The organism is Staphylococcus massiliensis, from assembly GCF_043186315.1.
In the GTDB taxonomy this organism is placed as follows: domain Bacteria; phylum Bacillota; class Bacilli; order Staphylococcales; family Staphylococcaceae; genus Staphylococcus; species Staphylococcus massiliensis.
Map to the genome: position 1 here is coordinate 1,091,501 of NZ_CP171119.1, position 22,062 is coordinate 1,113,562.

Genomic DNA, 22,062 nt, shown 5'->3' on the forward strand with positions numbered 1-22,062 from the left:
ATCAGAATATGATTTAATTTCCATCAATTTTACTTAATAATATGAATATTATGAAAATTCATCTTGTATTTAACACTTTTAATCGTTATACTAAACATATTAGTTAGACAAGGGGATGGGAAAATTGGAGTTTAAGAAAAAGAATATTAATGTATGGTATGCATTGTTAACTTTAGCGATTATGATCGGATGCATGCTTTTTACAGTAGTTGTTTTAAAACAAGCACCACACATGCCTTTAATTATCGGTACTTCTGTAGCAATTATTGTAGCGATGTGCCACGGCTATAAATGGGATGAAGTGGAAGAGATGATGTATAAGGGGATCCGTCATGCACTTCCAGCCATCGTCATTATTTTATTAGTTGGTTTAATTATCGGTTCATGGATAGGTAGTGGTGTTGTCGCTTCGATGATTTATTACGGACTTAAATTAATTTCGCCTACATATTTTCTAGCAGTGGTCGTGCTAATTTGTGGTATCGTTGCGCTCGCAATTGGTAGTAGTTGGTCTACAATGGCTACGGTTGGTATCGCTTCGATGGGTATTGGTTTAAGTATGGGGTTATCACCAGGTATGGTTGCTGGAGCAGTCATTTCAGGTTCATATTTCGGTGATAAGATGAGCCCGCTCTCAGATACGACGAACTTAGCGAGTGGATTATCTGGCGTAGATTTATTCGACCACATTAAACATATGTTCTATACAACTGTTCCAGCGTTAGTGATCAGTTTGATTGCTTTCTTCGTGCTTGGTCAGGTGTATGGTAAGGATCATTTAAACAACGACAAGATTGATAAGATTATGGGTGCCATGGAAAAGTCCTTCACGATATCACCTTGGTTAATCTTGATTCCAATCATCGTTATCATCTTAGTTATGTTTAAGATGCCAGCAATACCGGCAATTGTAGTGGGTATTATATTAGGCTTCTTTGCGCAAATCTTTGTTCAAGGGGATAACTTAGAACAAGCGGTTACAGCATTACAAACAGGTTATAAACTTGAGTCAGGCAATAAATTAGTTGATGAATTATTTAACCGTGGTGGACTGGAATCGATGTTCTACACGATTTCATTAACGCTTGTTGCGATGACATTCGGTGGACTACTTGAGTACTCAGGTATGTTAAAGGCTTTAATTACAGTTATCTTAAAGTTTGCGAAGAACACAGGTTCTTTAATTGCTTCAGTTATCGTATCTTGTGTAGGTACGAACGTAACGTGTTCAGAACAATATATTTCAATCATTGTACCTTCACGTATGTACGCAGCGACTTTTGTGAAGTATGACTTACATCCTAAGAACTTATCACGTGCACTTGAAGATGGCGGTACGTTAACGTCAGTATTTGTACCATGGAATACATGTGGTGTATTTATAGCGACTACTTTAGGTGTTGGTGTTGCAGAATACGCACCGTTCGCGATTCTAAACTATCTCGTGCCAATTATCTCAATCATCTATGGTTACATTGGCTTCAAGATTATTAAATTAACTGAATCTGAAAAAGCAAATTTTATTGAAGAACAAAAAATGGCTTAATATATGTAGAAGTTGGGACACGCCCGTGTTCCAGCTTATTTGTGTTTAGTGAGGGGTTTGTGCGCGAGTCGATGATAGGTAAGGTTTTGCGGCGATAACTTGCTTTTTCAAAAGTCTTTTCGAAATGTGGTGAATTGAGACTTTTCAAGGGAATTCGTAGTGGCATAGTCAGAGCGTACTGATTGAAACTTCTTAAGAAGAGAAAGTTGAAGCTTTATGAAACAGAAGAAACTAAGGTTTCTTAGAGAGCTTTTCAGGATGGGGAAATGGAATAGAACGAAGGCTTCGAAGTGGCCCCTGTCAAACCGTAATCTTAGAGGGCTTTTCAAGAGGAGGGATTGCGATTGAACAAAGGTTAACTAAGTGGCCCAATTAGAGCGTTATCTTAGAGAGCTTTTCAAGAGGAGGGATTGTGATTGAACAAAGGCTTTCGAAGCGGCCCTGTCAAACCGTAAACTTAGAGGGCTTTTCAAAAAGAGAAAACTAAGCGTGTCTGTGTATCACACAACAGGGTATATAGGAGTTGATTGAGCATCTATAGGCGACAACGTATAATGAAGTTAAACTCAATTTGAAAGGTGATGGACTATGGCAATTATTTATTATGATAAAAATTGTGTGTATTGTTACAATTTCGCTATTTGGTTGATTCAGAATGGCTTACCAAAGCACTATGAAATCATGTCTTTAAAAGGTGACGCTGCACAGCATTTATTTGACCAGCACCCTGAAGCTAAAAATCGTAATAGTGTCATCGTGCAAGAAGGTGACCACTTATATTATAAATCTACTGCGATTGCGCATCTTATCAAATCATTATCTTCGTTTAAATTATTAGGGTATGCGTTATGGATGATTCCGAAACCAATTCGTGATTTCGGCTATAATTTATTTGCGAATAACCGTGATAAGATGTGGCATGCGGAATGGCACCAACCTACTAAAGAAGAGCGCGCTTTTTTCACTGAAGATAACGCGTAATCAGAAAGGTCGTAAACGTATGAATCGAATTATAGTCGTTGGAAGCGCCTCAATGGACCTTGTGGTTGAGACGGATACAATTCCAGAGCAAGGTCAGACGGTACTTGGGACGTCATTTGTCACGACGCCTGGTGGTAAGGGCGCGAATCAAGCGGTTGCTGCAGCTAAACTCGGCGGTGAGGTTTATATGATTGGTGCTGTCGGCGATGATGACTTTGGTCAGGAGATTATTGCTAACTTTAATCATCACGGCGTCGACACCTCCTTGATCGATGTGATTGAGAACGCGCATTCCGGTACCGCGCATATTACCCTCTTTGACAATGACAACCGCATTATTGTCGTGCCTGCAGCTAATCATCATGTGACTCCAGATAGCGTTTTGCCTAAACTTGAAAGGTTTGAAGCGGGGGACGTTCTGCTTATTCAACAGGAAATTCCAAGTGAGACTGTTGAGGCGGTGATTCGTTTTGCCTCTGAAAAGGACTTTAAGGTTATCTTGAATCCAGCGCCGTTTCGTGAGCTACCGCGTGAATTGATAGAAAAAGTCACGTATTTAACGCCAAATGAGAATGAACATGATCAGTTATTTTGTGATGCACAATCTATCACGCTCAAGCAATTACCTCGGAAGTTGATTGTAACGCGTGGTGACGAAGGTGCGGTATATTGGGATTATAGTTTAAAAGTCATTCCGGCATACGATGTGAATGTTGTTGATACGACTGGTGCTGGCGACACGTTTAACAGTGCTTTAGCGGTAGCGTTAACTGAGAATAAAACGCTAGAGCAAGCGATACGGTTTTCAAATGTAGCTGCGGGATATGCGGTTACTGCAGTTGGCGCACAAAGCGGTATGCCAGAACGTGAAGTCGTAGATGAGGCTTTGTCTAAATTAGAATAATTATAAATAAATAGGTGTTTAGTGTTTACAGATTAGAATAATTATAATATAATAACTATTACAAAGTAGCAAAGGAGTTAATCAATTATGTCTAATCAAAATCAAGTAGTAGAAGCATTAAACCAACAAGTAGCAAACTGGACTGTTGCATATACTAAATTACACAATTTCCATTGGTATGTTAAAGGACCGAACTTCTTCGCACTTCATACGAAGTTTGAAGAGTTATATAATGAAGCAAGTCAATACGTAGATGAACTTGCAGAACGTATTTTAGCTGTAGGCGGTAACCCGGTAGGCACGCTTCGTGAAGCTTTAGATCTTTCAATTGTCGACGAAGCAGATAAACATTTAACTGCTGAAAAAATGGTTGAAGTCTTAGCGGAAGACTTTAAGAATATTTCTAAACAATTATCACATGCGATTGAAGTTGCTGGTGAAGCAGGCGATGACGTTTCAGAAGATATGTTCATCGGTATGCAAACAAGCATCGATAAACACGTTTGGATGTTAGAATCATATTTAGCATAAAATAAAGAAACCTTCATTGAGCGTAGTTGCGCTTTCAATGAAGGTTTTTCTATTGTTTGTGTTTTTTGAAAATCATAGGCTATGCCTATAGTTCAGTTGAGCTTAAGTATTGTAGCGGTAAATTAGGATGGAGCAGGGGGTCGGTTTATCAAGAAAGTAGAAACGTGATAAACATAAGTATTACACCTTCTATTACAAGAAATCAGAAACGTGTAAATCAAAGGCCTTCAAATTTACAAGACTGCAGAAACGTGTAAATCAACAGCCTCTAAAATTACAAGACTTCAAAAACGTGTAAACCAAGGCCCTCCAAATTTACAAGACTGCAGAAACGTGTAAATCAACAGCCTTCAAATTTACAAGACTTCAAAAACTTGTAAACCAAGGCCGTTCAAAATTACAAGAAAACGAAAACGTGTAAACCAAGGCTCTTCAAAATTACAAGAAAACGAAAACGTGTAAATCAACAGCCTCTAAATTTACAAGACTTAAGAAACGTGTAAATCAACAACCTCTAGATTTACAAGAAATCAGAAACGTGTAAATCAACAACCTCTAGATTTACAAGAAATCAGAAACGTGTAAATCAACAGCCTTCAAATTTACAAGACTTCAAAAACGTGTAAACCAAGGCCGTTCAAAATTACAAGAAATCGAAAACGTGTAAATCAACAGCCTCTAAATTTACAAGACTTCAAAAACGTGTAAATCAAACGATCATTTCAAACTCCCTCAAAAATTCATAAAGAACATATTCACTCATATCTTACCCACTATAAAAAGGCTCCCACTAAAGGGAGCCCTCCACTTAATGAATCAATTTATTCAGCGATTTCTAAAGCGATTTCCATCATTTGAGTAAATGAATTTTGTCTTTCTTCTGGTGTAGTCGCTTCGTCACGTAGAATATGGTCACTTACAGTGAAGATACCTAATGCTTTTTTCTTAGCTTTAATTGCGTTTAAGTATAAACCTGCTGATTCCATTTCTACACCAAGTACACCCATTTCAATCCATTTGTCGTTAAATGTTTCGTCTGCATTGTAGAACGTGTCAGATGATAATACGTTACCTACGTGGCTTGTAGCACCAAGTTCATCTGCTTTTTCTTTAACCTTAACCATTAAATCAAAGTCAGCTAATGGCGCGAAGTGACCTGGAATGTTGTATTGGTCAACGTAGTTTGAGTTCGTAGATGCACCTTGCGCAATAATAACATCGTATACGTTAACGTCTTCTTGTAAAGCGCCACATGAACCGACGCGGATGATCGTATCAACGTCGAAGAAATTATAAAGTTCATATGAGTAAATACCGATGCTTGGGATACCCATGCCTGAACCCATTACAGAAATTTCTTTTCCTTTATACGTACCAGTGTAACCAAACATGTTACGTACTTCGTTAAATTGTTCTACATTTTCTAAATAGTTATCAGCGATATATTTTGCACGAAGTGGATCGCCAGGCATTAAAACTGTTTTAGCAATTTTAGTTTCTTTTGGTTGAATATGCGGTGTTCCTTTTGACATAAAATCGTCTCCTTTTACTATCGTTATCCCTTTTAAGATAACATTAGTTTATTATTATTGCGAATTTTTGTAATATATAAGTGAGTGTAAATATAATTCACAGTCAACATAAACTGTGGAAGATATAAATTTAGGAGGATTTTACATGAATTATGCAAAATATATAGATCACACATTATTAAAGCCGGAGTCAACACGAGCTCAAATCGACCAAATTATTGAAGAAGCTAAGCAATATGGCTTTAAATCAGTTTGTTTAAATCCTACACATGTTAAATACGCGAGTGAACAATTACAAGATAGTAATGTACTAGTTTGTACTGTAATTGGTTTCCCTTTAGGCGCGACTACTTCTAAAGTAAAAGCTTTTGAAACAGAGAACGCGATTCAAAATGGTGCTGATGAAATTGATATGGTTATCAATATCGGTGCTTTAAAAGACGGTCGCTATGACGAAGTTTTAGAAGACATTAAAGCAGTTGTTGAAGCAGCTAATGGTAAAACAACGAAAGTCATTATCGAAACAGTATTATTATCTGATGACGAAAAAGTTAAAGCATGCGAATTAAGTAAAGAAGCAGGTGCGACGTTTGTTAAGACATCAACAGGCTTTGCTGGAGGCGGTGCTACTAAAGAAGACGTTAAGCTAATGCATGACACAGTAGGCGATACGTTAAAAGTTAAAGCATCTGGTGGCGTACGTAACTTAGAAGACTTCAAAACGATGATTGATCACGGTGCTTCACGTATCGGCGCAAGTGCTGGCGTTCAAATTATGGAAGGCTTAACTTCTGATTCTGACTATTAATTCTGCATGCTGATATAAAGTGAAATGAGGCGAATAACTATGAGAATGGTAGACATCATTGAAAAGAAACGTGACGGTAAAGTATTAACGAAAGAAGAAATCGACTTCTTTATCGAAGGGTATACAAATGGCGATATTCCAGATTACCAAGCTTCTAGTTTTGCGATGGCAACATTCTTCCAAGACATGAACGAAGAAGAACGTGCGAATTTAACGATGGCTATGGTAAGTTCAGGCGACGTTATTGATTTATCAGAAATTGAAGGCATCAAGGTTGATAAACATTCAACTGGCGGTGTCGGAGATACAACGACGTTAGTACTCGCGCCATTAGTTGCCGCGCTTGATATCCCGGTAGCAAAAATGAGTGGACGTGGCTTAGGACATACAGGCGGTACAATCGATAAACTCGAATCTGTAGAAGGTTTCCACGTTGAGATTTCAGAGTCAGAGTTTGTAGAACTTGTAAATAAAGACAAGATTGCTGTTATTGGTCAAACGGGTAACCTAACGCCAGCCGATAAAAAATTATATGCATTACGTGACGTAACGGGTACTGTTAACTCAATTCCGTTAATCGCATCTTCAATTATGAGTAAGAAAATTGCAGCGGGTGCTGATGCCATCGTACTAGATGTTAAAACAGGTAATGGTGCATTTATGAAATCGTTAGAAGATGCAGAAGAACTTGCACATGCTATGGTTCAAATCGGGAACAATGTCGGTCGTCAAACAATGGCGATTATCTCAGATATGAGCCAGCCATTAGGACGTGCAATCGGTAATAGTCTTGAACTTAAAGAAGCGATTGACACGTTAAAAGGCGAAGGCCCTGAAGATTTAACCGAACTCGTACTTACATTAGGTGCTCAAATGGTCTTTTTAGCAAAGAAAGCTAAATCATTAGAAGAAGCTCGAGAGAAATTAATGGAAGTCATGCAGAATGGTAAAGCTTTAGAGAAATTTAGAACGTTCTTATCAAATCAAGGTGGTAATGGTGACGTTGTTGACCATCCTCATCTGCTACCAGAAGCAAAGCATAAAGTAGAGTTACCTTCACGTTCTGAAGGGGTCATTACAGAAATGATTGCGAACGAAATCGGCGTTGCTTCGATGATGTTGGGTGCCGGCCGTAAGACGAAGGATGATGAAATCGATTTAAGCGTTGGACTTGTGTTAAACAAGAAAGTGGGCGACACTGTGAAAGAAGGCGAATCTCTATTAACGATTCACTGTAATCAAACAGATATAGAAGCAGTTAAAACGAAGCTTTATGACAATATTAAGATTGAACAAGAAGGTACGAAACCAGACCTTATTCATAAAGTGATTACGAAATAGGAGTGAATGTATATGACTACACCATTTAAAAGAGTTCATCTTATTGTAATGGATTCAGTCGGTATTGGTGAAGGCCCCGATGCAAAGGCCTTTAACGACCAAGGTTCGCATACACTTGGCCATACGTTAGAAGGCTATGAAGGCACTTTACCAAATTTAGAAGCACTTGGTCTCGGAAATATTGCGCCGTTACCAGTTGTGAATGAAACGAAAGCACCTCAAGCATTCTATACAAAGTTAAGTGAAGCTTCTGTAGGAAAAGACACGATGACTGGACATTGGGAAATTATGGGCTTAAATATTATGCAACCATTCAAAGTCTATCCAGATGGCTTCCCTCAAGAATTAGTTGATGAAATCGAGCGTATGACAGGTCGTAAAGTCGTTGCAAATAGACCCGCTTCAGGTACTCAAATCATTGATGAGTGGGGCGAACATCAAATGAAGACGGGTGACTTAATCGTCTACACGTCTGCAGACCCAGTGTTACAAATCGCTGCGCATGAAGATGTAATTCCACTTGAAGAGCTTTATGACATTTGTGAAAAGGTACGTGAGCTTACGAAGGATCCTAAGTATTTAATCGGTCGTATCATCGCTAGACCATATGTCGGTGAGCCAGGAAACTTCACACGTACGTCAAACCGTCATGACTATGCTTTAAAACCGTTTGGTAAGACAGTCATGAATACGTTAAAAGATGCAGACTATGATGTCATTGCGATTGGTAAAATTAATGACATATATGACGGTGAAGGTGTTACAAAAGCAATCAGAACTAAAAACAATATGGATGGCATGGACCAATTAATCGACGTTGTAAAATCTGACTTTAATGGTATGAGTTTCTTAAACTTAGTAGACTTTGATGCCTTATATGGTCACCGTCGTGACAAACCAGGCTATCAACAAGCACTAAAAGACTTTGATAATCGTTTACCAGAGTTATATGAAGCTTTAGATGAAGACGACTTAGTTATTATCACAGCTGACCACGGTAATGACCCTACTGCAGATGGTACAGACCATACGCGTGAATACGTTCCATTACTGATGTACAGTAAGAAGATTGATCAATATCATGAGTTATCGTCGGACTCAACATTTAGTTCAATAGGTGCTACAATTGCTGATAACTTCGGAGTTGACTTACCGGAGTATGGTAGAAGTTACCTTAAAGAAATGGATATTAAAAAGTAAACAATAACTTATAGAGTTGGGGGCGCCTCGCGCTCCAACTCTTTTTCATAAAATAAAGCAAAACCGCAATGTACCGACGCTCTAATCTCATCCTCCCCGTAACGCCCTACACTCGTTTAAAAATTTATTTTAATTTTCAGAAGAAATTTACTAAATAATAATGACATTTGTCCTTAATTCCGATAAAATGAATAATAATTTATTGGATGGGTAAACGTAACGTGAATATTCCGAATATTGCGTATAATCGTTAACATCATATTTACTATTCGAAACAATGAATGGAATCAAAGGGGCGTATTCATGACACATATAAAACAACGACTTAAAGATTACATCGATAACCATCGTTTGAAACTTATTGAAACGAGTCAACATATACACCGACGACCAGAACTTGGTAACGAAGAAATTTTTGCTTCACGTGTATTGCGTGAATTACTTGATTCAGAAGGCTTTGACATTGAGAAAGATATTGCAGGTCACTCTACAGGCTTTATTGCGACGTATGATTCTAATAAGGAAGGTCCTACCATTGGTTTTTTAGCAGAATATGATGCATTACCAGGATTAGGACATGCTTGTGGTCATAATATCATTGGAACAGCAAGTGTAGGTGCGGGTATGGCACTGAAGCAAGTTGTAGATGAAGTAGGGGGCGTTGTGAAAGTGCTCGGTTGTCCGGCTGAAGAAGGCGGGGAGAATGGTAGTGCGAAAGCGTCTTATGTTAAAGCAGGTTATATCGACAAGCTGGATGTAGCCTTAATGGTACATCCAGGGCACGACACATATACGACGATTCCAACCTTAGCCGTTGACGTATTAGATATTAAATTTTTTGGTAAGAGTGCCCACGCTTCTGAAAATGCCTACGAAGCTAAGAACGCGCTAGACGCGATGTTAAGTTATTTCAACGGTGTCGCGCAGTTGCGCCAGCACATTCAAAGGGATGAACGTGTTCATGGCGTCATATTAGATGGCGGTAAGGCGGCGAATATTATTCCTGATTATACGCATGCGCGTTTCTACACAAGAGCGCTCACGCGAAAGAAATTAGACATACTCACACACCGCGTACGTGAAATAGCGAGAGGTGCAGCTATTCAAACAGGTTGTGATTATGAATTCGAACCGATTCAAAATGGCGTCAATGAATTCGTGATTACACCTAAATTAGATGAATTGTTTGTTAAGTATGCGAAAGAAATGGATGAGGATGTGCGAGAAGGTGACTTTGGGTTTGGTTCTACAGATACAGGTAACGTGAGTCACATCGTACCGACCATCCACCCACATCTAAAAATCGGTCCAAGTCATTTAGTCGGTCACACACATCGTTTCCGTGAGGCAGCAGCTAGCCGTATGGGAGATGAAGCGGTAATTAAAGGGGCTAAAATTCTATCTTGTATGGGTCTAGCATTCATTCAAGATCACGACTTGCGTCAAGCAATCATTAAGCAACACAAAATGATTAAGGAGTCCAAGAAATGAAAAAGGCAGCCAAACTAACACTAGGTCAACTCTATACACCTTCTACGGTATATAGCTCAAGAACTTCATACACATCTAATCCTTGGTTAGAGCCTGATGAACATCAATCAAACTTTCTAACTGGTCGCGAACTCTTGATTGCGGACATGCCAGTAATCGTACATGATGCTAGCGTTACAGATAAGCTTGAAACATTATTTAGTCTCGTCGATCAAAAAGTGCCTGATAATCTTTACCGCTTCAACAGTAAAGAGACGTATGAATCCTTAATTCAAAGACTAGCGCGTCAGGAAGATAAGAAGATTTATTTCCAATACGTTCATGGAGATGATGTACTAAGCCCGATGCATTATGCGTTAGACAAAGATATTTTCATCGCACTTAATAATAAATCACGTATTGAGGAATGGACAGACGGCAACTTTATGCCTGAGCGTGAAATTGTAGAAATTGCGGACGTTGATGCCCGCGTGAAGGAATGGGACTTTCCATTCGTATTGAAACCAGGCGATGACCTACCGACAGCTGGTGGTTATGGCGTTATGATTTGCTATAACGATGAGGACTTAGACAAGGCTATCAAGCGTATCCACGCCGCAGAAGATGAAACGGATACGATAATCATCGAACAGATGATTGAAGCTAAAGAGAACTACTGTGTTCAGTTTGCTTATTCCGAATCTTTAGGCGTTACGTATATAGGCTCAGCGAAACAACTTACCAATGCGTATGGCTTTTACAATGGAAACGTGAACGCGATAAATGTGCCTGAGAAAGTGGTTGAGGCGGGCCGAAAGATTATGGAGATCGGTGTCGAGAAAGGTTTCTACGGCGTAGCAGGATTCGATTTACTCGAAGATCATAACGGTGATGTCTTCGCGATTGATTTAAACTTCCGCCAGAACGGATCAACGAGCATGTTATTGCTAGAGCCTTATCTAACTAAGGGTTATCACAAATTTTATAGCTACATCGCGAAGGGCGATAATACGAAATTCTTTAAAGCGATTCAAACGTTTATTAAGAAGGGTGTACTGTATCCGCTATCCTATTACGACGGGGATTGGTACCAAGATCGCCACGTAAATTCACGATTCGCCTGTATTTGGCATGCAGAAACTGAAGAGGCAGTGGATGCGCATGAGGCCGCTTTTTTAAAAGCCATAGAATAAAGCGTAGGCAATCTTTTGGAAAAATGATTTGATTGACGCTTTACATTACATGTTTTAATATTTTAATTAAATGGTGTACTTGATATAAGGATGCGTATTAAATGAAATTCAAGGGTAATTAAAATATTGATATGTTAGAAAGAGTGGGTGAATGTTTTGAATTTACGCGAAGAGAAATTTTTCAAAGATATCGTGGAACATGAAACATTTTATGTTGCTATTAAAGATAAAAAGTTCGTTAAACATCAATATAATGGTGAAGAAGTATTTGTGATTTGGACTGAAGAAGCACTTGTTCATAAATATTTAGACCATTATAATATCGAGGCTGATAAAGTCGTGCCTAAAGATATTGATGCGTTTACAACTTATGAACGTCGTAATATTTTCGATGAAGAAGACGAAATCTTAGTAAACGTAACGAATACGCTTGAAGGTCACTTTATTAACGTTGTAGAAGCAACAGATGAGATTGTAACAGTGTTAAATGATATTCGACTACGCGAATTCACACAAGACGTTGCGAATACGGACCGCGTGATTGGTTTAACGAATAAAGAAACGCGCAACTTTATCACGGTTACAGAAAGTGATTATAATGTAGATTTTATTCCAGTATGGAGTTTAAGTAAGAGAGCCGAAGCTGTTAAAGACGCTGACTTTGAAGAATGTGACTTAATCGATGTTGAAGGCGAAGTCTTTAGTGAATGGTTAGACGGTTTACGTGACGACGATAAATATGTCGCGATTGATTTAAAGCCTGGTGTCGTAGGAACAATCGTTTCAGCACAACGTTTAGCTAACGAACTTACATTTTAAAAAAATTAAAACGCTTAAGTCTTACACATAACATGTAATGACTTAAGCGTTTTTTTTATGATAGATAGATTGAACCGAGTGCACCTGAGTAGGCACCATTTTCAACATAGTGTGGATTGAAACCACGTAAGCGTGTATAGTTTTCAATAACTTCGCGTAACAGTGGGTTGTTATAAAAAGACGAACCGATGTAAACCACATCTTCAGTTTTAAATTCTCGGGCATTATGAATAGACACAGTTGTAATACTTTCACCGACAACGCCAACCATAGATGCAAGCTTATCCGCATCACTAAAGTCACAGTCTAAATTGTGTAACACGTGACCAAAGTTTGCCGCAGTTAATTCACCTGAAATCGGTGGTTTACTGTTCTTATAAATATGTTTAACCTTTAAATCAATACATTCACGATCACCTTGTTGTGCAAGGTCTGTTAACTTCTGGTAGTCTTTAATATGAGTAAGTAAATAACCAAGACCTTGAATCATACCGCCACCAGTACCGATACCTCCGACACGCTTTTGCTCATGCGTATTGGCTAAATGGATCGAAGTTCCAGTACCTACATTCGTAAATATGTATGTATCAAGTTTGATATCCTGCTCTTTTAAAAGGATTTCTAATCCTTTATGCGCCGCATCAAATTCTACAAAAGATACAGTCTCACAATTAAGACGTTTAGCTAATTCTTTAGAGTTACCACCTGTTAAATGAATACAATCACAGTCTTGTTGATTTAGCCAAACTGCAATATCATCAAGTTCCGTAGTTAAACGGGATTGATACGAACGTTCTCCTTCTTTTTCTATCACAATTTTTGTTAGTGTACCGCCAGCATCTATGCCGATTTTCATTTTTTATTTCACCTCTAAAAAAATTTCCGTTACTCTTATAGTATATGAATAAGCCACAAAAACAACCATAAATTTTAAGGAGATGGACAAATGGTTTCTCTAAGCCCGTACATTATCGTTGATAACGTTTCAGATGCAATAGAATTATATCAAGAGGCTTTTGGTGGGGAAGTTAAAATTTTAAATAAGAAAAAGGATGACATTTTACACGCGGAATTACACGTCAATCAATGCGTGATTTTGCACATTTCTTCTGACTATGGTCAAGAGACGACAAATGATAATTCGAATATTATTTTAACGTTTGATGAAGTTGAAGCAGAGCGAAAGGCTTATGACACGCTAGCTGAAGAAGGGAATCCACACATGCCGATTGAACGTACGTTCTTCAACGCGATGCATGGGCAAGTTAAAGATAAATACAAAGTTAATTGGTTAATGAACAGCTTTATACAATAGAACGCATAATAAAAGGATGAGACTTTTCAAGGTCTCATCCTTATTAAAGTTAATCTTTAGCTTCATCTTCACGTTCTTCTAATGTAAGTGAGAAATCTTTGTCATCATCAATGTGCTTCATCTTGAAGTGTTTGATATCTTCACGTTTTAAAGCTCGCATTAATGAAATAATCATAAGTAGTAATATAATCGAAAATGGTAGGCCCGTTACGACAGCTGCAGTTTGTAAACTTGTTAAACCACCCGCTATCGTCATTGCTACAGAAATAGCTCCTATTAAAATACCCCAAATTAATTTATGTTTACGTTTAGGATTCTTAACGCCGCCAGTTGCCATACCTGAAACGATATGTGTTGTAGAGTCAGCGCTTGTAACAAGGAATGTGAAAATTAAGACAATTGCGAGTGCGCTTGTGACTTCGTATAAAGGAAATTTAGATAGTAGTTCGAATAAAGCAACACTATAATCTTTATCAACGATTGTAGCCATTCCTTTGCCGTGTTCTAACACGTATTTTAAAGCAGTACCACCAAAGCCAGCTATCCAAGTAAATGAGATTATTGGTGGAATAATGAGTACACCAATGACGAATTCGCGAATCGTACGTCCTTTTGAGACACGTGCCACAAATCCGCCAATAAAAGGTGACCATGAAATAACCCAGGCCCAATAGAAAATAGTCCATTGTTGCGTCCAACCATCATTCCCTTTGTACGGATTGATGCGTAAGCTATATTCGACGAAATGTCTTAAGTAATCGCCTATAGCTAATGTGAAAGATTTAACAACAAATAGAATATCTCCAAATATAAGTACAAATACTAATAATATTGCACCTACAAATATATTTAAATTACTTAACCATTTAACACCGCGGTCTAAACCAGTTAATGCTGATCCTAAGAAGATCAATGTCATCACTACAGTAATGATTATTTTAGTTGGATTCGCATTTGGTAAATCGTATACATGGTTTAAGCCACCACCAATTTGCATAATACCTAAACCAATAGAAGTTGCGATACCCATTACGGTAGCGATAACAGCTAATATATCGATAATATTACGCCATGGTCTGCCATACGTTTCACCGAGGACAGGTTCCATAGCAGTTGAGATGAGACCGTCACGGTCTTTTCTAAATTGAAAATAGGCAACGATTAGCCCGCTTATTGCAAAGATAGACCATTGTGAGATACCCCAGTGGAAGAATGTGTATCCCATTGCGACACGTGCAGATTCTTGTGTCGCATCTTTAGCAATATCGGGAGAAGGTGAGTGTAAGAAGTGTGTCAATGGTTCGGCAACACCCCAGAATACGATCCCCACGCCAAGACCGGCTGAGAATAGCATACCTATCCATGATAGGAAGGAAAATTCAGGTTCTGAGTTATCCTTACCAAGTTTAAATCTTCCATAACGTGACATCGCTAATCCTATGAGAAAGATGTCGAGTACAAATACGATGATTAGAAATAACCACCCAAACCCCTGTGAGAGTGAATCGTAAACAAATTGTGCGTATTTTCCGAAAATTTTAGGGAAAATAGCAGCAATCAATGTCAAAATCAATAGTATCGTCAGTGAAACCCCATAGACGATATTTCTGTGTCTTCTCTTAGTTTGATGTTCAGTTTCCATAAAATCCCCTTTCATTTCCTTTACAATTAATTATCTTACATAATTTATATTGTACATTCAAGTTTCAATTTTTAAGAATACGTGTATAATTTAAGTAAAATATACTTAGAGGATGTAATTAATGAATTATCAAAAACAATTTGAAAATATTACGATTCGAACATTTAGTGAAGATTATAGAGAAGCATTAGAGGCTTTTGAACTAAGTGAACGTCAACGCGTTTATTCATCGCTTCCTAAAGAAGTGCTAGATGAAGCGTTAAATGACGAAAATCGTATTGCTAACATCGCGATTAACGAACAAGGTGAAGTGATTGGCTTTTTTGTGTTACATCAGTTTTATCAGCACGAGGGTTATGAAACACCGCATGAAGTCATATACATTCGTTCATTATCGATTAACGAAGCATACCAAGGTAAGGGTTATGGCACTAAAATTATGATGAACTTACCGAACTATGTTAAAGATGTTTATCCTGAATTTAATCATTTATATTTAGTCGTAGACGCTGAGAATGAAGGGGCATGGAATTTATATGAGCGCTCAGGTTTCATGCATGCAGCGACGAAAGAATCAGGCCCTATAGGTAAGGAACGTCTGTATTACTTAGACTTAGATACTAAATACGTATCTTCGTTACGCTTACAAGTTAACCAATCGACAAGCCGTGATCATTTAACGATTATTGACTTAATGCTCGATCAAGAGAAAGTAGGCTTTATCGCACTCGAAACGAATCGTGATCGCATTATTATTCGTGCGATTGAAGTTGAAAGTGATAGACGTGACTCAGGTATTGCTGAGAATGCTTTACGTCAACTTGCTACGTTCGTACGTAAGACATTTGATAAAACTTCGGTAATCGAATGTACCTTATTTGGTATTCGTAATCAGTTCAGGCCTCTTCTTGAAAAAAGTAACTTCGTTACCGTTGATGCAAACGATGATTTCACGATGTTTGAGAAATATATTAATTATTAGTTGATTGATAAATCCGTTCTTGTCATTTATAATTTATTTTTGTTAAGATATGAAAAGATATTGGATAATGCCTTTGAAAGGAAGAATGCGTAAATGAAATTAAAGGATTACACAAAAGAGATGGTAAATGAAAAATCATTTATCGATATGGCGTATACGTTATTAAATGAAAAAGGTTCAACGATGAATTTATATGACATGATTGACGAATTTAAAAAAATCGGTGGCTATAATGATAGCGAAATTGAAAATCGTGTTGTTCAATTCTATACAGACTTAAATACAGATGGTCGTTTCTTAAGTGTTGGCGATAATATTTGGGGACTTAGAGATTGGTATTCAGTTGATGACATTGAAGAGAAGATTGCGCCAACAATCCAAAAGTTTGATATCTTAGATGAAGACGATGAAGAAGATAAAAATTTAACGTTGCTAGGTGAAGATGATAAAGAAGAGGGCGAATCATCTCAAAGTAATAACAATGAATCAAACGAAATTGAAGATCCTGAAGACGAACCTGTTGAAGAAGAAATTGATGAATCAGATCTTGTTGTTGATGAAGAAGATGACGAAGATATCGAAGAAGAAGACGACGAAACAGAAACTGAAGACGAAGAAGAGTAAGTCATAGAAATTTAATTGACTTTTTCTTCGAACGTGATAAAATTTTATTTGGGCTCCTTTTAATAGGACGATGTGTATAAACTAATATACGCTCCCCTTACAAACATGTGAGAGGGAGCGATTTTTTTATTTTAAGAATGAATAGATAGATGGCTCGATTTCATGAGGAGGAGAACAAATGACAAAATTTATTTTTGTTACCGGTGGCGTTGTTTCTTCATTAGGAAAAGGTATTACAGCTGCGTCATTAGGTAGACTTTTAAAAGATAGAGGATTAAATGTAACGATTCAAAAGTTTGATCCATACTTAAACGTTGACCCAGGTACTATGAGTCCTTATCAACACGGTGAGGTATTCGTTACAGATGATGGCGCTGAAACTGACCTTGACTTAGGACATTATGAGCGTTTCATCGATATTAATTTAAATAAATATTCAAACGTGACAGCTGGTAAAGTATACTCACAAGTTCTTAAAAAAGAACGTCGTGGTGATTACTTAGGTGGTACAGTTCAAGTTATTCCACACATTACTAACGAAATTAAATCACGTTTACTTTTAGCTGGTGAAAGTACAAATGCCGACGTGGTGATTACTGAAATCGGTGGTACGACTGGTGATATTGAGTCATTACCATTTATTGAAGCAATTCGCCAAATTAGAAGTGATTTAGGTCGCGACAATGTAATGTATGTTCATTGTACGTTATTACCTTACATTAAAGCAGCAGGCGAAATGAAAACGAAGCCAACACAACATAGTGTTAAAGAACTTCGTGGCTTAGGTATTCAACCAGACTTAATCGTAGTGCGTACTGAATACGAAATGGGTCAAGAATTAAAAGATAAAATTGCTTTATTCTGTGACATTGATAAAGAAAGTGTTATTGAGTGTCGTGACGCGGAATCGTTATACGAAATTCCATTACAATTAAGTAAACAAGATATGGATGATATCGTAATTGAACGTTTAGATCTTGACGTTAAATATGACACACAACTTGACGCTTGGAATCAATTATTAAATACGGTTAATAACCTTAATGGTAGTGTGAAAATTGCTTTAGTAGGTAAATATGTAAGTCTTCAAGATGCGTACCTTTCAGTTGCTGAATCTCTTAAGCACGCTGGTTATCCATTCCATAAAGATATTGAAATTAAATGGATTGACTCTAGCGAAGTGAATGATTCTAATGCTAAAGAATACTTAGAAGATGTAGATGGTATCTTAGTACCTGGTGGCTTCGGATTCCGTGCGAGTGAAGGTAAAATTTCTGCGATTCGTTATGCGCGTGAAAACAATGTACCATTCTTTGGTATTTGCTTAGGTATGCAACTTGCAACTGTTGAATTTGCGCGAAACGTCGTAGGTTTAGAGGGTGCACATTCAGCAGAGTTAAATCCGAGTACGCCTTATCCAATCATTGACTTATTACCTGAACAAAAAGACATCGAAGATTTAGGTGGCACATTACGACTAGGTTTATATCCATGTAAAATTAAAGCAGGCACTAAAGCTAGTGAAATTTATACAGATTCATTAATTGAAGAACGTCACCGTCATCGTTATGAATTTAACAACGACTTCAGAGAGCGTTTAGAGGAAAATGGTATGATCTTCTCAGGTACAAGTCCGGATGGACGTTTAGTTGAAATGATTGAGCTTAAAGAAAATGATTTCTTCGTAGCTTGTCAGTTCCACCCAGAGTTCTTATCACGTCCAAACCGTCCTCAACCAATCTTTAAAGCATTTATTGAAGCGGCAATTAATCACCGCGAAAACTAAAATTTAGCCCAAGTTACATGATGCGTAACTTGGGCTTTTTACATAGATTTATAAATCTAAATCGCGAATCATTTCTACCATTTGTGTGTAAATTTCATAATAAATATAACTAAACGCAATCGGGTGAGGTGTCACGACTTTATCATAATCCTCAGTAAATACGATTGGACGTGGCGTACTTAAGTCGATAAAGTGCATGAGATGATCTGGCATTGTCGTTTCTTTAGGTTTATTACACACAACAACAAAATCTACATCTTTATCGATTAAAGCTTTAACATCAGCTTGCATGTCTTCTGTGTAAAATGGACTAAATAAGAATACACGATCTGTAGTGTCTAGTTCATCAAGGCTATTTAATGAACTTAGTAGTTTACTTGATTCTAATTTTTCACTGCTTGATGTAACATAGCTTTCAAAACATTTTAAATCATCATAGCCTTTTACATAAACATGACCTTCGCCGCCGATTGCTTGAATTAAGCACTGACTTGCCATTTGAATGTCTAAATCTTGGTTTTCGATACGGTTAAATACACCGTTTATTTGAGTATTGAGTATTTTAGACATGATAAACCTCCGTTCTTCTGTACGTCTCAAATTGTAAGCGATGGCATTTGTAATTGCAATATGGGAGGGCTTTTCAAAAAAAGTGGCGAAAATGGTAAATTTGTTTAACACCTGCGCATATAAATACTGTCATTGAGCGATTTAAAGTACCATTTCATTTCAAAATTAGGTATAATTAATTGAGAATACATTGTGCAAAATATGCACGCGAGGAGGAACGGTCATGCCTTTAGTTTCAATGACAGACATGCTTATTAAAGCAAAAGAAGAAGGTTATGCGGTAGGACAATATAATTTAAATAACTTAGAATTCACACAAGCCATATTAAAGGCTTCTGAAGAAAAGCAAGCGCCAGTTATATTAGGTGTTTCTGAAGGTGCAGCGCGCTACATGGGTGGTTTCTACACAGTCGTTAAAATGGTAGAAGGTTTATTACATGATTACAACATCACGGTACCTGTAGCAATTCATTTAGATCATGGTTCAAGCTTTGAAAAGTGTAAAGAAGCGATTGATGCAGGTTTCACGTCAGTCATGATTGATGCGTCACATGCGCCATTTGAAGAGAACATCGAAATCACGAAGAAAGTAGTTGATTATGCGCACGACAGAGGCGTATCTGTTGAAGCGGAACTTGGTACGGTTGGTGGCCAAGAAGATGACGTTGTAGCAGATGGGGTTATTTACGCTGATCCTAAAGAATGCCAAGAGCTTGTTGAACGTACGGGTATCGACACGCTTGCACCAGCGTTAGGTTCTGTACACGGTCCTTATAAAGGTGAACCAAACCTAGGCTTTAAAGAGATGGAAGAAATTGGAGCTTCAACTGGACTTCCACTAGTTCTACACGGCGGAACTGGTATCCCTACACATGATATTCAGAAGGCGATTTCGTTTGGCACTGCTAAGATTAACGTGAACACTGAGAATCAGATTTCTTCAGCAAAAGCCGTTCGTGAAACGCTTGAAAAGGATCAAGATATGTATGATCCACGTAAATACTTAGGTCCTGCACGTGAAGCAATTATCGAAACTGTTAAAGAAAAAATTGAAATGTTTGGGACGACTAATCGAGCAAAATAATGTTTGAAATGCTATAATAATTATATCAACAGTCACTATACGATTGTATAGTGACTCAGACTGTCGACAAAGTCCTACGGACTTGTCGGCATTTTTTATTTTTCAATATTTTACATAACAACCTGTTTGCCCATTTCTAGTATAATAATAGTAATAAGATATTGAGGTGATAGTATGCTAAATAAATCTTCCAATAACAGAGAACAATTTGAAATGATTTCAATATCTCAGTTAGTTCCTGATGATCACTTGTTACGTAAAGTTGAAAAAGTCTTAGATCTTAACTTTGTTTATGATTTAGTGAAAGATAAATACTGCTTAGATAATGGCAGACCTTCTATAGACCCTGTAATTCTAGTAAAAATCCTTCTAATTCAAAAATTATTCGGTATTAAATCTATGAGACAAACTATAAAAGAAATTCACACTAATGTAGCGTACCGATGGTACTTAGGTTATGGATTCTTTGATAAAGTCCCTCATTTCGGTACTTTTAGCAAAAACTATACCCGCCGATTTTATGATAATAAGGTATTTGAAGAAATCTTCCAACACATCTTAGAAATTGCTTTTGAAAATGATCTTATTAATACCGAGCAAATTTTTATCGATTCAACTCATATTAAAGCCAATGCCAATAAAAATAAATATATTAAGAAAGTTGTTCAAATTGAAGCCAAAGCATACCAAAAAGAATTGGATGATGAAGTAAATCTTCTAAGAAAAGCCGATGGAAAAAAGCCTATAAAAAAGAAAAAGGAAGTGAAAACTAAATATATAAAAGAAAGTAAAACTGATCCAGAGTCTGGTTATTATGTGAAGAGCGAGAGAGAAAAGCAATTTGCCTATTCGCTACATGCATGTGTCGATAGACACGGCTTCATTTTAGATTCACATGTCACTCCAGGAAATGTCCATGATAGTACACAATTGAAACCTATGATAGAAAGAATGGAGAAATTAGGTTTAAAGGCGAGATATGTAGCAGTTGATTCTGGTTATAAGACTCCAGCTAACGCACACTATCTTATTGAAAAATTAATGATACCCGTGATGCCGTATACTCGGCCAAAAGGAAAAGAAGGTTTCTTCAAAAATCGCGATTTCATCTACGATGAATATTATGATAGTTATATTTGTCCTAATGATGAGTTTTTAACTTACAAAAGAACTATGCCCACTGGACACAGACTATATATGTCAAGTTCTGACACATGTCGTGAATGCCCATTATTGAGTAAATGTACCGAAAATAAACAGTTTCAAAAACAAATCCAAAGGCATGTATGGCAAGATGATTTGGATATAGTTGAAGACTTAAGGTTTATGGATTCAATTAAAAAAATATATAAAATGAGAAGCCAAACAATAGAAAGACGATTTGGTGATGCTAAAGAGCAACATGGTATGAGATGGACACGTTTTCGAGGTTTAGGAAAGGTGACAATGGATACGATGTTTACTTGTGCTGCGATGAATTTGAAAAAAGTAGCTACGTGGCTTACATAAGAGTCCGTGAGGACTTCTATTTTAAAGAATTTTATACATATTTTCGAAAAAATCATAAAAAAACAAACTACCGTTACACTTTTTATATGCTATAACGATAGTTTGTCTACAGTCTGAGTCACTATACGATTGTATAGTGACTTTTTACATATATTTAAGTAAAATTTACGTAAATATTATTAGATTATTTTGGGTATATAATGACTGAAAGTTATTTTGCAATTT

General features: G+C 37.2%; 20 protein-coding genes. 16 read left to right on the forward strand and 4 right to left on the reverse strand.

What is annotated here, in order from left to right; genetic code table 11:
• The first annotated feature begins 115 nt into the window (after window positions 1–115).
• The 4 genes from nhaC to ACF3N8_RS05175 all read left to right on the forward strand — a co-directional run bounded on the left by nhaC (window position 116) and on the right by ACF3N8_RS05175 (window position 3,962).
• Window positions 116–1,546: a Na+/H+ antiporter NhaC gene (nhaC, locus tag ACF3N8_RS05160; RefSeq protein WP_238101103.1), complete on the forward strand. Its 1,431-nt coding sequence runs from the start codon at window positions 116–118 to the stop codon at window positions 1,544–1,546.
• A gap of 588 nt (window positions 1,547–2,134) precedes the next feature.
• Entirely contained in the window at window positions 2,135–2,527 is a 393-nt protein-coding gene (locus tag ACF3N8_RS05165) for a DUF393 domain-containing protein (RefSeq protein ID WP_238094272.1), read from the forward strand.
• A 19-nt stretch (window positions 2,528–2,546) separates the two neighbouring features.
• Window positions 2,547–3,431 carry a ribokinase gene (gene rbsK, locus ACF3N8_RS05170; RefSeq protein ID WP_026049020.1) on the forward strand — a complete coding sequence of 295 codons (885 nt, stop codon included), beginning with the start codon at window positions 2,547–2,549 and terminating at the stop codon, window positions 3,429–3,431.
• 87 nt (window positions 3,432–3,518) lie between these two features.
• Complete coding sequence (locus ACF3N8_RS05175; protein ID WP_009384942.1) at window positions 3,519–3,962, forward strand: DNA starvation/stationary phase protection protein; 444 nt, start codon at window positions 3,519–3,521, stop codon at window positions 3,960–3,962.
• A gap of 821 nt (window positions 3,963–4,783) precedes the next feature.
• Here the strand turns inward: ACF3N8_RS05175 and deoD are convergent.
• Window positions 4,784–5,494 (reverse strand): purine-nucleoside phosphorylase, encoded by a 711-nt coding sequence (gene deoD / locus ACF3N8_RS05180; RefSeq protein ID WP_392450368.1) that lies wholly within the window; start codon window positions 5,492–5,494, stop codon window positions 4,784–4,786.
• Window positions 5,495–5,639: 145 nt separating this feature from the next.
• Between deoD and deoC the strand changes: the two genes are divergently transcribed.
• The 6 genes from deoC (at window position 5,640) to ACF3N8_RS05210 (ending at window position 12,325) form a co-directional block, all read left to right on the forward strand.
• Window positions 5,640–6,302, forward strand: coding sequence for a deoxyribose-phosphate aldolase (gene deoC, locus ACF3N8_RS05185; RefSeq protein WP_009383958.1), 663 nt, complete (start codon window positions 5,640–5,642; stop codon window positions 6,300–6,302).
• A 39-nt stretch (window positions 6,303–6,341) separates the two neighbouring features.
• Complete coding sequence (locus tag ACF3N8_RS05190; RefSeq protein ID WP_009383957.1) at window positions 6,342–7,643, forward strand: pyrimidine-nucleoside phosphorylase; 1,302 nt, start codon at window positions 6,342–6,344, stop codon at window positions 7,641–7,643.
• A 12-nt stretch (window positions 7,644–7,655) separates the two neighbouring features.
• Complete coding sequence (gene deoB / locus ACF3N8_RS05195) at window positions 7,656–8,843, forward strand: phosphopentomutase (RefSeq protein ID WP_009383956.1); 1,188 nt, start codon at window positions 7,656–7,658, stop codon at window positions 8,841–8,843.
• Window positions 8,844–9,146: 303 nt separating this feature from the next.
• The gene (locus ACF3N8_RS05200; RefSeq protein ID WP_238094268.1) at window positions 9,147–10,334 is read left to right on the forward strand and encodes a M20 family metallopeptidase; all 1,188 of its coding nucleotides are present in this window, start codon (window positions 9,147–9,149) and stop codon (window positions 10,332–10,334) included.
• On the forward strand, window positions 10,331–11,506 hold the full coding sequence (locus tag ACF3N8_RS05205) for a hypothetical protein (protein WP_009383954.1): 1,176 nt from the start codon (window positions 10,331–10,333) through the stop codon (window positions 11,504–11,506). The genes ACF3N8_RS05200 and ACF3N8_RS05205 overlap by 4 nt, the downstream gene beginning before the upstream one ends.
• Before the next feature lie 156 nt (window positions 11,507–11,662).
• Window positions 11,663–12,325, forward strand: coding sequence for a DUF2750 domain-containing protein (locus tag ACF3N8_RS05210; protein WP_009383953.1), 663 nt, complete (start codon window positions 11,663–11,665; stop codon window positions 12,323–12,325).
• Between the two features lie 55 nt (window positions 12,326–12,380).
• On the opposite strand, the gene coaW is transcribed toward ACF3N8_RS05210, so the two are convergent.
• Window positions 12,381–13,181 carry a type II pantothenate kinase gene (gene coaW, locus ACF3N8_RS05215; protein WP_009383952.1) on the reverse strand — a complete coding sequence of 267 codons (801 nt, stop codon included), beginning with the start codon at window positions 13,179–13,181 and terminating at the stop codon, window positions 12,381–12,383.
• Between the two features lie 90 nt (window positions 13,182–13,271).
• Between coaW and ACF3N8_RS05220 the strand changes: the two genes are divergently transcribed.
• Complete coding sequence (locus ACF3N8_RS05220) at window positions 13,272–13,640, forward strand: glyoxalase/bleomycin resistance/extradiol dioxygenase family protein (RefSeq protein ID WP_009383951.1); 369 nt, start codon at window positions 13,272–13,274, stop codon at window positions 13,638–13,640.
• A gap of 49 nt (window positions 13,641–13,689) precedes the next feature.
• Here ACF3N8_RS05220 and ACF3N8_RS05225 read toward each other — a convergent pair whose 3' ends face one another.
• On the reverse strand, window positions 13,690–15,282 hold the full coding sequence (locus tag ACF3N8_RS05225; protein WP_017176874.1) for a BCCT family transporter: 1,593 nt from the start codon (window positions 15,280–15,282) through the stop codon (window positions 13,690–13,692).
• Window positions 15,283–15,403: 121 nt separating this feature from the next.
• Between ACF3N8_RS05225 and ACF3N8_RS05230 the strand changes: the two genes are divergently transcribed.
• The 3 genes from ACF3N8_RS05230 to ACF3N8_RS05240 all read left to right on the forward strand — a co-directional run bounded on the left by ACF3N8_RS05230 (window position 15,404) and on the right by ACF3N8_RS05240 (window position 18,674).
• Window positions 15,404–16,264, forward strand: coding sequence for a GNAT family N-acetyltransferase (locus ACF3N8_RS05230; RefSeq protein ID WP_238094266.1), 861 nt, complete (start codon window positions 15,404–15,406; stop codon window positions 16,262–16,264).
• A 93-nt stretch (window positions 16,265–16,357) separates the two neighbouring features.
• Entirely contained in the window at window positions 16,358–16,888 is a 531-nt protein-coding gene (gene rpoE / locus ACF3N8_RS05235) for a DNA-directed RNA polymerase subunit delta (protein WP_009383948.1), read from the forward strand.
• Window positions 16,889–17,066: 178 nt separating this feature from the next.
• On the forward strand, window positions 17,067–18,674 hold the full coding sequence (locus ACF3N8_RS05240; protein WP_009383947.1) for a CTP synthase: 1,608 nt from the start codon (window positions 17,067–17,069) through the stop codon (window positions 18,672–18,674).
• Window positions 18,675–18,722: 48 nt separating this feature from the next.
• Here ACF3N8_RS05240 and ACF3N8_RS05245 read toward each other — a convergent pair whose 3' ends face one another.
• Entirely contained in the window at window positions 18,723–19,244 is a 522-nt protein-coding gene (locus ACF3N8_RS05245; protein ID WP_009383946.1) for a DUF2529 family protein, read from the reverse strand.
• Window positions 19,245–19,467: 223 nt separating this feature from the next.
• Here ACF3N8_RS05245 and fdaB point away from each other — a divergent pair, with 223 nt between their 5' ends.
• Both fdaB and ACF3N8_RS05255 read left to right on the forward strand, forming a co-directional pair.
• Window positions 19,468–20,328 carry a class IIb fructose-bisphosphate aldolase FdaB gene (gene fdaB / locus ACF3N8_RS05250; protein WP_017176875.1) on the forward strand — a complete coding sequence of 287 codons (861 nt, stop codon included), beginning with the start codon at window positions 19,468–19,470 and terminating at the stop codon, window positions 20,326–20,328.
• Between the two features lie 174 nt (window positions 20,329–20,502).
• Window positions 20,503–21,837, forward strand: coding sequence for an IS1182 family transposase (locus ACF3N8_RS05255; protein WP_103370597.1), 1,335 nt, complete (start codon window positions 20,503–20,505; stop codon window positions 21,835–21,837).
• The last annotated feature ends 225 nt before the right edge of the window (window positions 21,838–22,062 follow it).